Source organism: Cupriavidus sp. 2TAF22 (assembly GCF_052115045.1).
GTDB lineage: Bacteria > Pseudomonadota > Gammaproteobacteria > Burkholderiales > Burkholderiaceae > Cupriavidus.
The window spans coordinates 36,480-49,647 of record NZ_JBFRFX010000027.1 but is presented as its reverse complement, the minus strand read 5'-3'; the positions used below and the strand labels follow the sequence as shown (position 1 = coordinate 49,647).

Below are 13,168 nucleotides of genomic sequence, written 5' to 3'. Positions count from 1 at the left end.
TTTACGTAGCGCGAAACTGTGGCCAAGATTGGCTCAAACCATCCGACTCAGCAAACCCCATGCGCGTCCAGATTCGTTGTCGCTCCCGAGTGGCGCTCCACAGACTCGTGCCGGCATTTCCCATGCGGATTACCTCCTGTCACGGCGAACATGTCCTTACGCGACGCGGCTTTTCGCGCACTATGCGAACGGACCGTGCTATCGACATTCCAGCTTTCGAATCCATCGACCTGCAACTCGGCGGCAGCGTGTTTTTCGCGTCCAGCTGTTATCTGGAACTCGCCGATGGGAACCCAAAGGAAATTGCCCTGGGCCCATCGCACCCAGGCGCGGAAACACCCTCATGGGCGCCGCTTCTGCGGGACATGATTTCGGGAACGGTCTTTCACCATCCGCAGGAGAACTGGAATGCGCACACGGTTGCTCATGCGCTGAGCACGACGCCCGAGCGGATCCGGACCGCTCTGTTCACGCAAGGCATGGCCTTCACGCATATATGCCGGACGCAACGTCTCATGCGCGCGCTGTTCGAGTCGATACAGTTCGAGCTCTCCGTCGCGGACCTGCGTGACAGAGTGGGCTGGGGTAGCAAAGGCGACCTGGAAGCGTCGTTCTACGATTGGTTTGGCGTCTCGCTCCAGACAGCCGCACGCCTGAGAGACGATGGACTGTAGTTCCTAGAATGCAATGCGGAGTGCGCGTGAAAGACAAGATGGATGCCTTCAATCCGGCTGCTCGCCGGCCTGCCTTAGCAGGTCCGACGCGCGCATGATGACCGGTGCATCTACCATTTCTCCGTCGAGTTGGAAGGCGCCCGGGCTGGTCTTGGCTCGCGCGAGAACCTTCTTCGCCCAGTCCAACTGAATTGCGGTAGGCCGATAGGCGTCGTTCACCCCAGAAACCTGCGCGGGATGGATACAGAGCTTTGCCCCGAATCCCAGCCGCCGACCGCGCTCACTCGCCCTGCGCAGTTCATCCACATCGGAGATGGATACCGTCACCCCATCCACTGGCGAAGCAATCCCCGCAGCCCGCGAGGCTAAGACGAGCATTGAACGAAAGTAGAGCAATTCCTCGTCATCGCCCTCGATGCCAAGCTCAGTCCGGAAATCCACGGTTCCGAATACAAGTCGCTCTACCCCGGACGCAGCAGCAATCTCGCTCACATTGGCCATGCCTTTGGCGGTCTCGACAAGCGGGAGAACCTTGACGCCCGGAGGGAGATGCCTCACCACCAGCGCAACATCTGCCGCGCTTTCCGCCTTCGGCAGAACGACGCCACGGACTCCGCCCTCGCGACACACACGGACGTCGCCCTCGAACCATTGCGTCTGCGTCGCGTTGATTCGTACCATTCCAGAGCCGCCGGTTGCCAGGTAGTCCGCCAGGAGGTGCCGGGCCCGGTCCTTGTCCTCAGCAGAAACGGCATCCTCAAGGTCAAGAATCACCATATCTGCGCCGCAGGCGTGGGCCTTGGCAAAGCGCTCGGGGCGATTGGCCGGCACAAAGAGATAGGAACGAGCAGAGGTGATGGTTGCCATTTGGTCAGATTCCAGTGAGCACGCGCGCATGCCCCCTCCCTCCCGAACGAGGCGTGAAGAGGCAGAGCGAATTGAGTGGGCCGCGTCAGTTCGCGGCAGAGCATGACGTCAGATTGCGCCTTCGCTGGTCAAGCGGGCGACATCATCACTGGTGTAGCCGAGTTCACGAAGAATGTTCTCGCTGTGCTGGCCAAGCGCGGGGATCGCATCCATCCGCGGCTCGAAAGATTGCGGAATCCCGGGTGGGAGCAATGCGGGAATGACCCCTACCGGTGATTGGACCGACGTCCAGCGCTCCCGCGCCTTGAGTTGCGGATGATTCCAGACATCCTTCATATCGTTCATGCGCGCGTTAGCAATCTGCGCGCGCTCCAGGCGCTCCACGACCGCATCGATAGTCAGCGAGGAAAATGCAGCGGTGATGATTTCCGTAAGCGCCACACGGCTCTTGGCACGGAGTGAATTCGAGACAAACCGCTCGTCCGTGGCAAGTGCAGGCTGTTCCAGGACAACCCGGCAGAAGGCATCCCATTCGCGCTCGTTCTGGAGACCGAGAATGATGGTCTTTCCGTCACCGGCCGTGAACAGGCCGTAGGGAAAAATGGTGGCATGCGATGCGCCTGCCCTCGGAGGCGGCGTGGCCCCGTCAAAAGCGTAATAGAGTGGATAGTTCATCCATTCGACCATACTCTCCAGCATCGAGACGTCGATATGCGCACCCCTGCAGGTCTTTCCACGCTGCAACAATGCGGCCAGGATGTTGGTGTACGCGTACATGCCAGCCGCAATGTCGGCAATGGAGCAACCCGCTTTCGATGGGCTCTCAGGCGTACCGGTGATAGAAACAAATCCAGACTCCGCCTGGATGAGCAGGTCATAGGCCTTCTTGTCGCGATAGGGGCCATCATTGCCATACCCTGAGATGTCACAGACGATGATGCCTGGGTACCGCTGCGACAGCACCTCGTAGGAGAGGCCGAGTCGGTCAGCAGCACCTGGGGCAAGGTTCTGGACAAGCACGTCGGCCTTGTCGAGGATTTTCTGGAGGATGGCGGGCGCTTCGCGGTGCTTGAGGTCCAGAGCAAGACTCTCCTTCGAGCGATTCGTCCAGGCGAAATGCGAGGACATGCCATCCACCCGCTCGTCGTAACCCCGGGCGAAATCGCCAACTTTCGGCCGCTCGACCTTGATGACCCGAGCCCCTAGGTCGGCCAACTGGCGGGTGCAAAAGGGGGCGGCAATTGCATGTTCTAGAGAAACAACGGTGATGCCATCAAGGGGACGCATAGCAGCCTTAGTAAGAAAGTACCTCGCCTAGCCCACCGCAGCGGGAACGGGCAAGAGAATCTGGTGCACGGCAGCCGCTTATTAAATCAGGACTCGCCACGCGATGCCGGCGCATCCTGCTTTACCGGCAGGTATCGGCTACATCTCGGAATATTTGCATTCCTGCGCTTGGGACTAGTCTCGCAGCACGGTGACCTACGGTAAATCTCGAATTCTCGAACCACTCGTTCGGCCTCACCGAAAGCAGTGCCTGGGAGCACTACCACCCACGCCTGGCAGGTGTTCCTAAAAACATCCTTTGCGACAAAAGTGACGCCTTGATACAGTTATGCTGAAGGAGTACTTTATGCACTTTGATTTCGCCGACCTCCGACTGTTCGCACGCATCGCCGAGGAGGAAAACCTGTCTCGCGGGGCGAAAAAGGCATTTTTGTCCCCCGCTGCGGCTAGTGCGAGACTTAAGGCGCTGGAAGACCAGCTGGGAACCCGGCTCTTCTATCGTGAAAGCAAGGGGCTGGCCCTCACTCCCGCGGGTGAACGTCTTCTTCGACATGCGCGGGTCATCGAGCGCCAGTTCGAACACGTGCGCAGTGACTTTGAGGAATTCTCGAAGGATTCGGTCGGCCATATACGCATCTTCGCGAATACAACCGCAGTCACGGAATTCATGCCTGAGGTGCTTGCCCGCTTCATGGCAGAGCGACCGGCAGTCACAGTGGACCTCCAGGAGCGCCAGACGCGCGACATTATTCGAGGGGTGCTGGACGCCAGCGCCGATTTGGGAATCATCTCTGGGCCGCTAAACCCGGAGGGGCTCGAGGTCGTCCATTTCAGTACGGACAAGTTGGTGTTGGTGACGCCTGTCGGGCACCCCCTGCTGGAAAGGTCGAACGTTTCGCTTGTTGACACACTAGAGTATGAGCATGTAAGCATGCATGAAGGAAGCACACTTCACGCGTTCCTTACCGACCTCGTCCGCGACGAGCGCCGCAAGCTGCAAATTCGAATTCAGGTTCGTAGTTTCGAGGCCATGTGCCGCATGATAGAAGCCGGGGTTGGCATTGGCATCCTTCCGCTATCGACGACTCTCCGCCATCGTCAGACGATGAAGCTGGAAATTCTGGAACTCGATGAACCGTGGGCCATACGCGAGCGCGTAGTGATTGCCCGGGATCTGGAGGGGCTTCCTGGCTGCGCGAAGGCCCTTATCGACGAACTCATCAAAGTCGCGGAGGCCGCGGGGGGTAGTCCGTGTGGACGCGTTGCATGAGCGGCAATTGGGTATCAACCGACTGCAGCACTCCGGGGCGAAGCTCCCTATTCGGCTGACGCCCAGTGGAAGCGAAATCCAGTGAGATTCCGCTTTTTGTCATCACGTTCTTTGGCAGGCGCCGCGGCACCTATTCGCCCTGGTGCAGCCGAAGGCAGCTTATCAACCGCCGGAAATACGGGCGCTGCGCGGCGCAAGCATCCGCGCAGGCCACGACTCAACGAATAGTGAACGGATTCCCTGAACGGGCGCCTGTGTTAATCCACACGCTCTTTGTCTGGAGGTACGCGCGGATGGCATCAATTCCGTTCTCACGCCCCAGACCCGAGTCCTTGTAGCCGCCAAAGGGGGACATGAAGCTGACGGCGCGATAGGTATTCACCCACACGGTGCCAGCCTGAATCCTTTCCGCCATCCGGAACGCCCTGCCGATATCTGAAGTCCACACGCCGGCTCCAAGCCCGTAGCAACTGTCGTTGGCAATCCTGACAGCGTCGTCTTCGTCCTTGAATTTCAGAATCGAAAGTACCGGACCAAACACTTCCTCGCGAGCGATGCGCATCTGCGGCGTCACATTGGAGAAGATGGTGGGCTCGACGAACCAGCCATCGCCGCAAGAGGCAGGGTGGCCGCCGAGCACAAGGTCTGCACCCTCGTCGGCTGCAATCTTGATATAGGCGAGAACCTTTTCGTACTGCGCCGGCGTCGTGATGGGGCCAACTTGCGTCGACGCGTTCATTGGATTGCCAAGCTTTGCCGTCTTCGCCAACGCGACGAGCTTCCCGACGAACTCGTCGTGGATATCCTCCTGCAGGAGCAGACGCGAGCCTGCGATGCAGGTTTGTCCGCTGGCCGCGAAGATTCCCGAGACAGCGCCGTTAACTGCATCCTCCATGCTTGCATCGTTGAACACGATGTTGGGTGATTTGCCGCCCAACTCCAGACTCACGTGCTTAAACTGTGCCGCGCATTGCTGATTGATCGCGCGGCCGGTGGCGTCGGAGCCTGTGAACGTCACCTTCTTGACAAGTGGATGCGTGACAAGCGGCGACCCAACCTCGGCTCCGAAACCCGTCACCACATTGAACACCCCCGCCGGGAAGCCGGCTTCCTGGAAGAGCAGAGCCAATTCCAAAGCAGAGACCGAAGTGAATTCGGACGGCTTTACGACTACCGTGCACCCGGAGGCCAGCGCCGGCGCGATTTTCCACGCCAACAGCATTAGCGGGGAGTTCCACGGTGTAATGGCGGCCACGACCCCCACGGGCTCATTCCGCGTGTAGTTGAAGTAGCCCTTCTTGTCGAGCGGAACGACTGTTCCCTCGATTTTGTCGGCAAGGCCGCCGAAATAGTAGAACCACTGCGGCAGATACTTGACCTGCGCGCTCATCTCAGCGAGCAACTTGCCGTTGTCCCGCACTTCAAACTCAGCCAGCTGCTCGGCATCCCTGGCGATAAGGTCTCCTAGCTTCCGCAGCAAAGCGCCACGCTGGGTGGCTGTCATTTCTGCCCACGGGCCAGCGCGGAACGCATTATCGGCTGCGTTGACCGCGCGGTCGACGTCCGCCTCCGTGCCGCGAGCGACCTGGGCCCAGGCTTTCCCGGTGAAGGGATTCTGGGTTTCGAACCAACGACCATCGCTCGCATTCGCGAAGGTCCCGTCGATGAACATTTGATACTGCTTCATGGCGCAATGCTGTCCGGATAGGTTAGAAGACTAGAGCTAGAGCGGCGCGAATCCCAGGTGCTGACGGAAGCGGTTCTTGACGAAGACACCGTCGCGCGGGGGCAGAGCGCGCTGATGCTCTTCCGCGGCGATGTACACCTGGGCCACGGTCATGCCATCCGCATTCTTGATTGCCTGCGTCAGCTTCTCCAGTTCCGCAATCTCGGAGACTTCGAGCGTCGAGCGCACACCGCATCCGGCTGCCACCTTTGCGAGGTTGGTGCCCAGGCTGGTATGGCTTTGCTGCATGCCGGTCTCACCGAAGTGACCGTTGTCAAGAATCACAACTGCCAGGTTCCTGGGGTTTTGAGCTGCGGCAGTGGCGAGACTGCCAATACCCATCAGCTGCTCGCCATCGCCTGTAATGGCAATGACCTGCTTTTCCGGTTGTGCCAGGGCCAGCCCGAGCGCAACCGAGGTAGACCCGCCCATGGCGCCCCAAAGATAAAAATTGGAAGGACGGTCCCCGGCCGCAAAAACGTCGTACGAAGGGGAGCCGAGACCCGTCACGACGAGTGCATCGGGAAACTGCCTCAGCAGGGCGGCAACGAATTCGCGGCGGTTAATCGCCGACTTGGAGGTCGAGGTAGTCATGTTCAGCGCACCCACTTTTTGCGGCCGATGAGGCTTTGAGAGAGAAGAATGGCGACGCGTTGTCCCGCGTCGAATGCGGAGACCAGTCCCGCGTCGATGAGTTCTGCGGCATCTTCCGGCGCGTCCACGCGATACACCGTGATGCCCATCAGCTCAAGCGCCTTGGCGGTGGCCAAGCCCATTGGCGCTTGCCACGGATTGAACTCGGCGTACTCGCCGCGCATGGTGACGATGGTGAAGAACGGGAAGCGGCAACTATCCAGCAGCGAGAACATATTCACGCAGTTGCCAACACCACTGCTCTGCATTAGCAGGACCGCGCGCTCGCCACCCAGCCATGCGCCGCTGACAACACCGACACCTTCTTCTTCGGTGGTAAGAACAACGTCGCGGATTTCGGGGTCCTCTTTGGCCCGTTTGATGACATGAGAATGGCCGGCGTCCGGCACGTAAGCAACCTGGCGAACCCCGTTTTGCTTGAGGACTTGAAAGATATCTTCTTGCCAGGCTAGGGGCTCGGAATTTGGATTGGTCATGGGAGATTGTCTCGGTGGGGAATGACTTCGGCTATCATATAATTGACTGGAAGGCTTTATGAAATACAATAATTTGATTCCTCCAATCAGTAATTTGGATAGTCAAAACGTGCCGTCGGAGATACATGGACATCAAACAACTGCGTGCACTGCTGGCCATCGCCGAGACCGGGAGCGCTACCAAGGCCGCCGAACTCCTTCGCATCGTTCAACCTGCCGTTTCCCGACATGTCAGGCTGCTTGAGGAGGAGTTCGGTGTAGAGCTTTTTGAGCGCGAGCGGCATGGAATGGTCCTCACGGAGGCCGGTAAGACATTGGTTGAGTACGGCCGGCGCGCGTTGCGCGAACTGGACCGGGCCAAGGCTGAGATTCAGCCAGTGAAAGGGGCGATTTCAGGCACAGCCGCCATCGGTCTGCTGCCGAGCACGTGTGAGTTACTGGCAGCAGAACTTGTCGCAACCGTGAAAGGCAAGCATCCGCAACTCGTTGTCCGGCTCAATGTGGGCTACGCAGGCAACCTCCTGCAGTGGCTTGAGGCAGGCGACGTTGAGATAGCGCTCTTGTACGACATCAAGGCTTCCCCTGGCCTGCAAGTAGAGGCGCTGCTCGACGAACAGCTCTATCTGGTCGGCCTGCCTGGCACTGTTCCACAAGGTGATGCGCACACCATCGAGAGCCTTCGAGACCTTCCGCTGGTGCTACCAAACGCGCCACACGGTCTTCGCACAGTGGTCGAGCATGCATGCGCTGTCGCAGGAATCAAACCCACTATCGCGGTCGAGACCAATTCCCTGGCTGTCCAGAAATCTCTGGTTGCAAAGGGCTTTGGGTACACGGTTCTGCCCAGCTCGGCGGTATCCGAAGAGCTGGAGAAAGGCATCTTGGCGGCTGCACCAATTACCTCCCCCAACCTCTCCCGGCGAATCGTGCTGGCACATGCGGCTACGCGTCGAATGTCCCCAGCCGCGAGCTTTGTTTCGGCGGAACTGGTGACCCTGGCCAAACGGCTGGTGCTTGATGGAGCTTGGCCAGGCGCCGAGTGGGTAGGCCCGTAGCGGCATGCATTGGCGACCGTTAGTCCGGCTGGATGTTTCCTGCCTTGATAACGTCTGCCCATCGTTGCGTCTCGGCCTGAACGAACCTGGCGGCTTTGTCGGGTGTGGAGTCCAAGATGGGCTCAACTCCAATCTTGGCTAGCCGCTCGCGGACTTCCGGGTCTTTGACCGTCTGCAACAACGCAGCGCTCAACTTCTGCACGACAGGGGCCGGCGTGCCTCGAGGCACCATCACCATGTTCCAGATGGATGTCTCGTAGTTTGGAAAGCCAGCCTCCTTCATCGTCGGCACATTCGGCAGCACACTGGAGCGTGTGCCCGTCGTCACGGCAAGAGGCTTCAGGCGCCCGGCCTTGATCATCGGTCCTGCGGTAGTAACCGCATCAGTGATGAACTGGAGATCGCCGGAAATCACAGACTGAACTGCCTGGCTTGCGCCTCGAAATGGCGCGTGGACAATGTCTAGATGCTCTTGGTACTTGAGCAACTCCACCGCCATATGCAGCGCACTACCCTTTCCTGCCGAACCGTAGCTGTACTTCCCAGGATTCTTTTTGATGTCGTCGACCAGTTCCCTGGCCGTGTCTGCCTTGACGGACGGATTCACGGCGAGAACCATCGGCACGGCTGCCACCAGCGCAACTGGCACTACCGCGTTGGGCTCATACGGCAGAGTCTTGTACAAGGAAGTGTTGATGGCATGGGAACTAGTGCCAAAAAGCAGCGTGTAACCGTCGGCCTTGCTTTTGGCCACGGCGTCAGTGGCGATAGTGCCTCCCGCCCCCGCCTTGTTCTCCACGACGACAGATTGGCCCAGTATGGCGCCCAGCTTGTTGCCCACAATGCGGGCCACCAGGTCCGTGCTTCCACCGGCGGCAAAACCCACAACCATGCGAATCGGATGGTCCGGGTATGCCGGCTGCGCTTGAGCGCCAAAGGTTACGAGCGCACCAATCCCCACTTGAACCAGCAAGCGTTTCATGTCTCTTCCAGGTAATTATTTGGTCGGGTGGTGTGTGCATCGATACCCGTTGCATCGATGGTATCTAGTACGGAGGCGCATGGTGAAATAGAAAATAATGCTGCTGCCATCAGTGGATGTTTTGGCTGCGCCCGGAAATCACTGGGACAACCCCGCATCCTTTGGCACAGGCGGCGACGCGCCGGGCCGACGTAACCCTGGGTCGTCCTAGGATGTTCTGAATGCGCGCTTGGCGCGGGGCAAAAACGCGAAAACGCCGGCTTGCATTCRCAATGCCGGCGTTTTCGTCGTCACGGGTTTCACTAGCTCCGACGCGCATGGCCGTGGTACTGGGCCATCCACGCAAGCGAGCGTCTTAGTCCGCCTCTACCTTCATCGTCTTCAACAACGGTTGCCACTTGTCGCTTTCCGCCTTAAGCCAAGTCTTCAGCCCCTCCGGAGTTTGCTTGTCTACCGGAACAATCTCGGCACCAAGCTCATCGAGTCGTTTGGAGACCATCGGGTCCTGCAGCGCCTTCTGCAGAGCCTTCGTGATACGTGCTGTCACTGCCGGCGGGGTACCCTTGGGAGCGTACAGCCCGTGCCACACTTTCATCTCGAAACCCTTGAGACCACCCTCTTGCAGGGTCGGCGTATTGGGAAGCGCCTTGATTCGCTTCGCCGTGGTGACCCCATAAACTTTGAGCCGGTTGGCGTTGATGTGCGACAGCGTCGAGGTCGTCTGGTCACACAGCAGGTCGACCTGACCGCCCAGCAATGCAGTAAGTGCCGGCCCCGTACCCTGATAAGGAATCGAGTTCATCTTCGCATTCACGGCCTCCTCGAACAGGAGCCCACACAGTTGCGAGACTGCACCCAGACCGGCGTTGGCCAGAGAGACCTTGTCCTTGTTCTGGGTCACGAACTTGACCAGGTCAGCAGCCGTTGTGGGCGGAAGGTCCTTACGCCCGAGAAGCGTCATTGGCACATCGGCAACTTGCCCGATGTACGCAAAGTCCCTTAGCGGGTCGTACGAAAGCTTCTTATACAACGCCGGCGCGGTCGCCATCCCATTGTGGTGAATCAGGATGGTGTAGCCGTCCGGCTGTGCTCGAGCGACATATGCAGCCGCCACCGTTCCGCCGGCGCCCAGGCGGTTCTCCACGATGACGCTTTGCCCCAGGTCCTTGGACATGGCCTGACCAAGCGCCCTGGAAACCACATCCGTCGGACCACCGGCCGAAAACGGCACGACGAGGGTGATGGGTTTTGACGGGAACGCATTTTCGGCCATCACTCCCGAGGAAATCCCGAACCCCACTACCCCCATGACCAGCCACTTGGCGCCAAGGCAAAGGCGCTTTACTCCGGTTCTGCAAATCATGTCAGTCTCCAATATCGTCTTGGCAGGCTACAGGCCTGCCTATTTCCTCGGTAGTGGCAAGGTTGCCGGAGAACAGGCACGGGGAGAATCCGGATTTTCTGAATGGGCCATACGGCTCGGGCGAACGCCGGCCACGACTCCTTGACTGGAGCTCATCCCGTAGACGCCGCACAGATGCTATCCCGCAGTTCAGCCTGGGCACGAATGCCGCGTGGAGATGAGGCGCGAGCGAGACAGCACGCGGGGCACGCGAAGACTAGTCCGTCGAAGGGAACGCCGTCCCAAAGAGATTTCGCCGTGTTGATCTGACCGCTGCCACAACCGGTCACGCAGCAGAGTGCTTTCCGCTCGTTGAACCTCGTCGGACAATACCCATCAGCCAACTCTGCATTGCACAGAGGGCGGATAGGTATCACGGTATTATTCGGCGGTGATATTTCCGTCCTTGATCACCTTCGCCCAAGTGGCGAGTTCCTGGGTCACGAATTTATCCAGGGTCGGAGGATCCATGTAGGCAGCAAAGCCACCCTGCTCCTCGATCTTCTTTTTGTACTCCGGGCTTTCCGCGATCTTCTGGATCGATGCGGAGAGCTTCTTGACGATGTCGGGCGGAGTGCCCGCCGGCGCGAATACCGCAAACCAGGACTCCACGTTGTAGCTTGGCAGGCCCGCTTCGGCAGTTGTCGGGACATCAGGCATCGAAGGATGGCGCTTGGGCCCCGTGTAAGCCAGTGCCTTGATTTTCCCGGCCTTGACCTGACCGATTACCGACGGCGGTGTCGTCACGAACATGTCGACCTGGCCGCCAATGAGGTCGCTCACCACCGGGCCGGCACCCTTGTACGGGACGTGGGTTACCGGGACCTGCGCTTGATTGCCGAACATGACGCCCGCGATATGCTGGATGGAGCCGTTGCCCGATGACGCAAAGAACAAGCCTCGATTGTTCTTCTTGCCAAAGGCAATCAGGTCGCGCAAGTTCTGAGCCGGAATCTTGCCGCTGACAGCGACGACATGCGGGGCACGCATCACCAGGGCCACAGATACGAAGTCCTTGGGTTTCCAGCGCGCTTGGGGAAACAGCGCCGGATTGCCCACGTGATAGCCAGAATATTGCATCAGGAGCGTGTAGCCATCCGGCTTGGCTCGTGCGACAGCTTCTGTGCCAATGTTTCCACTGGCACCAGGCCGGTTTTCAATCACGATAGGCTGCCCCAGGTCCTTGGTCAGCTGCTCGCCGATGAGCCGCGCGACTATATCGGTCGACCCGGCGGGTGCGCTCGGGACAACCATCGTGACAGGCTTGCTGGGATAGGCGTCTGCTGCCAGCACCGGCCATGCGGACACAAGTACGAGCGCCGTCACAGCGGCTTTAACGCTCCATTTCATTTTTCTGTCTCCTTGATATATATGCCGGGAAGGCCTTGCCATCCCGGCCTTGTCACCGGTTTTCCGTTACTTCCGGAACAGTGCTTCCATCTCTTTACGAACACGGTAGGCCGGTTGCTCTGCGTCGATGACCACGTCCTCCCAAGTGAGGGACTGGTCCTTGGAGACATCGCGACGCAGCTTCAGGTTATGGGCGAGACCCAGAGGCAGACTGCCAACACGGAGCGACTCCTTCGCTGGGAAGAGCTTGCCAAACACCGTGTAGCCGCCTTCGCCATCAAGCATTTCCCCTGCCTTCAAGTCCCGCTTTGCGGTTGCGACGACGTCCGCATTGAAGTGCTGTGCCACGCCAGTCGGTTCGCCGCGGAGCCCGACGCTTGCCACGGAGATGCCCAGTTCCAGGCCGATGAGGTGCCATTTCTTGTACTGCACCATGCACTGCCCGTCGGGGTCAGTGAAGACCTGGTACTCCTTGAAGCAGCGGCGAATGTACTCAGTCGGTGCCTCAACGCAGACCCACACACCCTTGCGGATGTCGTAGCCCACAGAGGTACCGTCGGGGTTCAGCGACGACACCACATCGACCACACCCTTGGCCGACAACACGCCGCCGTCGGACTTGAGACGCATGACGGTGGGAATCTTCTCGACGGACGCCGGCGCGAAGGTGATACCTTCGGCCTGCACCTGAAGACCGGTGGCATTTGCAATGGCAGTGCTTTCGATAGCCGGCTTGGAACCATCGAGGAAGGCATTGAACATCTTCGGGTTCATGCCGCCGACGCGAGCCTGCTCGGCCGTCACGCCCCAGTGGTCCCAGACCGTATCGGGCGTCGATTCGCGGAACTTGGGCAGCCACTTGTGGCCTCGCCCCGCTGCGATGATAGGGAACCCGCACGTGCGAGCCCAATCGACCAGCTCGCAAGCCAGGCCCGGTTGGTCGCCATAGGCCAAGGAGTACACCACGCCAGCCTCGCGGGCACGATGAGCCAGCAGCGGGCCGCAGAATGCATCGGCTTCGACCGTGACATTGATGACGTGCTTGCCGTGCTTGAACGCGGCAAGACAGTGGTCGACGGCAGCAATCGGGTTACCCGTACATTCAATGATGATGTCGACACCGGGGTGCGCGACAAGCGCCTCCCAATCGTCTCCGACATGCGTCGAGCCTGTGCGAACCGCGTCGTCGAGCGATGCCGCCTTGGCGCGACCGGGCTCCCAGCCCACGCGTTCAAGGCTGGCGTGGGCGTTTGCCGGCACAAGGTCAGCAATGCCAACCATGTGCACGCCAGGTGTGCGAGGCACCTGCGCCAGGTACATCGAGCCAAACTTGCCTGCGCCAATGAGGCCAACGCGCACGGGCTTGCCTTGCTCGGCACGCGCGAGCAACTGAGGATAGAAATTCATGGTCCAATCCAGTGAGGT

Annotated in this window: 12 protein-coding genes; 3 read left to right on the top strand and 9 right to left on the bottom strand. The window is 59.6% G+C overall.

Translation table 11 applies throughout. The features are described 5' to 3' along the window. Positions 1 to 122 precede the first annotated feature (122 nt). Positions 123 to 674 (top strand): hypothetical protein, encoded by a 552-nt coding sequence (locus AB4Z48_RS27795; protein ID WP_441619935.1) that lies wholly within the window; start codon positions 123 to 125, stop codon positions 672 to 674. A gap of 48 nt (positions 675 to 722) precedes the next feature. Here AB4Z48_RS27795 and AB4Z48_RS27790 read toward each other — a convergent pair whose 3' ends face one another. Beyond that, complete coding sequence (locus tag AB4Z48_RS27790) at positions 723 to 1,541, bottom strand: HpcH/HpaI aldolase/citrate lyase family protein (protein WP_441619933.1); 819 nt, start codon at positions 1,539 to 1,541, stop codon at positions 723 to 725. Positions 1,542 to 1,649: 108 nt separating this feature from the next. Further along, positions 1,650 to 2,828, bottom strand: a complete 1,179-nt coding sequence (locus AB4Z48_RS27785; RefSeq protein WP_441619931.1) for a CaiB/BaiF CoA transferase family protein — start codon at positions 2,826 to 2,828, stop codon at positions 1,650 to 1,652. Positions 2,829 to 3,174: 346 nt separating this feature from the next. On the opposite strand from AB4Z48_RS27785, the gene AB4Z48_RS27780 reads away from it, so the two are divergent. Then, a complete protein-coding gene (locus tag AB4Z48_RS27780; protein WP_441619929.1) occupies positions 3,175 to 4,098 on the top strand; it encodes a LysR family transcriptional regulator in 924 nt (307 codons plus the stop codon). A 217-nt stretch (positions 4,099 to 4,315) separates the two neighbouring features. On the opposite strand, the gene AB4Z48_RS27775 is transcribed toward AB4Z48_RS27780, so the two are convergent. From AB4Z48_RS27775 to AB4Z48_RS27765, 3 genes are read right to left on the bottom strand one after another with little or no spacing between them, the layout of a single operon-like run. Next, positions 4,316 to 5,785 (bottom strand): aldehyde dehydrogenase, encoded by a 1,470-nt coding sequence (locus AB4Z48_RS27775; protein WP_441619927.1) that lies wholly within the window; start codon positions 5,783 to 5,785, stop codon positions 4,316 to 4,318. A 36-nt stretch (positions 5,786 to 5,821) separates the two neighbouring features. Then, positions 5,822 to 6,418 (bottom strand): thiamine pyrophosphate-dependent enzyme, encoded by a 597-nt coding sequence (locus AB4Z48_RS27770; RefSeq protein WP_441619925.1) that lies wholly within the window; start codon positions 6,416 to 6,418, stop codon positions 5,822 to 5,824. Positions 6,419 to 6,420: 2 nt separating this feature from the next. Then, complete coding sequence (locus AB4Z48_RS27765; RefSeq protein WP_441619923.1) at positions 6,421 to 6,954, bottom strand: phosphonopyruvate decarboxylase; 534 nt, start codon at positions 6,952 to 6,954, stop codon at positions 6,421 to 6,423. 125 nt (positions 6,955 to 7,079) lie between these two features. Between AB4Z48_RS27765 and AB4Z48_RS27760 the strand changes: the two genes are divergently transcribed. Further along, positions 7,080 to 8,009: a LysR family transcriptional regulator gene (locus tag AB4Z48_RS27760; protein ID WP_441619921.1), complete on the top strand. Its 930-nt coding sequence runs from the start codon at positions 7,080 to 7,082 to the stop codon at positions 8,007 to 8,009. Positions 8,010 to 8,028: 19 nt separating this feature from the next. On the opposite strand, the gene AB4Z48_RS27755 is transcribed toward AB4Z48_RS27760, so the two are convergent. From AB4Z48_RS27755 to AB4Z48_RS27740, 4 genes are all read right to left on the bottom strand, one after another. Next, positions 8,029 to 8,991 carry a Bug family tripartite tricarboxylate transporter substrate binding protein gene (locus tag AB4Z48_RS27755; RefSeq protein ID WP_441619919.1) on the bottom strand — a complete coding sequence of 321 codons (963 nt, stop codon included), beginning with the start codon at positions 8,989 to 8,991 and terminating at the stop codon, positions 8,029 to 8,031. Between the two features lie 355 nt (positions 8,992 to 9,346). Beyond that, positions 9,347 to 10,354, bottom strand: a complete 1,008-nt coding sequence (locus AB4Z48_RS27750; protein ID WP_441619917.1) for a tripartite tricarboxylate transporter substrate-binding protein — start codon at positions 10,352 to 10,354, stop codon at positions 9,347 to 9,349. A gap of 420 nt (positions 10,355 to 10,774) precedes the next feature. After that, positions 10,775 to 11,743 carry a Bug family tripartite tricarboxylate transporter substrate binding protein gene (locus AB4Z48_RS27745; protein WP_441619915.1) on the bottom strand — a complete coding sequence of 323 codons (969 nt, stop codon included), beginning with the start codon at positions 11,741 to 11,743 and terminating at the stop codon, positions 10,775 to 10,777. Positions 11,744 to 11,809: 66 nt separating this feature from the next. After that, entirely contained in the window at positions 11,810 to 13,150 is a 1,341-nt protein-coding gene (locus AB4Z48_RS27740) for an NAD(P)H-dependent oxidoreductase (RefSeq protein ID WP_441619913.1), read from the bottom strand. Between the last annotated feature and the right edge of the window lie 18 nt (positions 13,151 to 13,168).

Coding starts and splice junctions, on each gene's coding strand:
- AB4Z48_RS27795 (WP_441619935.1), top strand. CDS start 123: ATGCGGATTACCTCCTGTCACGGCGAACATGTCCTTACGCGACGCGGC.
- AB4Z48_RS27790 (WP_441619933.1), bottom strand. CDS start 1,541: ATGGCAACCATCACCTCTGCTCGTTCCTATCTCTTTGTGCCGGCCAAT.
- AB4Z48_RS27785 (WP_441619931.1), bottom strand. CDS start 2,828: ATGCGTCCCCTTGATGGCATCACCGTTGTTTCTCTAGAACATGCAATT.
- AB4Z48_RS27780 (WP_441619929.1), top strand. CDS start 3,175: ATGCACTTTGATTTCGCCGACCTCCGACTGTTCGCACGCATCGCCGAG.
- AB4Z48_RS27775 (WP_441619927.1), bottom strand. CDS start 5,785: ATGAAGCAGTATCAAATGTTCATCGACGGGACCTTCGCGAATGCGAGC.
- AB4Z48_RS27770 (WP_441619925.1), bottom strand. CDS start 6,418: ATGACTACCTCGACCTCCAAGTCGGCGATTAACCGCCGCGAATTCGTT.
- AB4Z48_RS27765 (WP_441619923.1), bottom strand. CDS start 6,954: ATGACCAATCCAAATTCCGAGCCCCTAGCCTGGCAAGAAGATATCTTT.
- AB4Z48_RS27760 (WP_441619921.1), top strand. CDS start 7,080: ATGGACATCAAACAACTGCGTGCACTGCTGGCCATCGCCGAGACCGGG.
- AB4Z48_RS27755 (WP_441619919.1), bottom strand. CDS start 8,991: ATGAAACGCTTGCTGGTTCAAGTGGGGATTGGTGCGCTCGTAACCTTT.
- AB4Z48_RS27750 (WP_441619917.1), bottom strand. CDS start 10,354: ATGATTTGCAGAACCGGAGTAAAGCGCCTTTGCCTTGGCGCCAAGTGG.
- AB4Z48_RS27745 (WP_441619915.1), bottom strand. CDS start 11,743: ATGAAATGGAGCGTTAAAGCCGCTGTGACGGCGCTCGTACTTGTGTCC.
- AB4Z48_RS27740 (WP_441619913.1), bottom strand. CDS start 13,150: ATGAATTTCTATCCTCAGTTGCTCGCGCGTGCCGAGCAAGGCAAGCCC.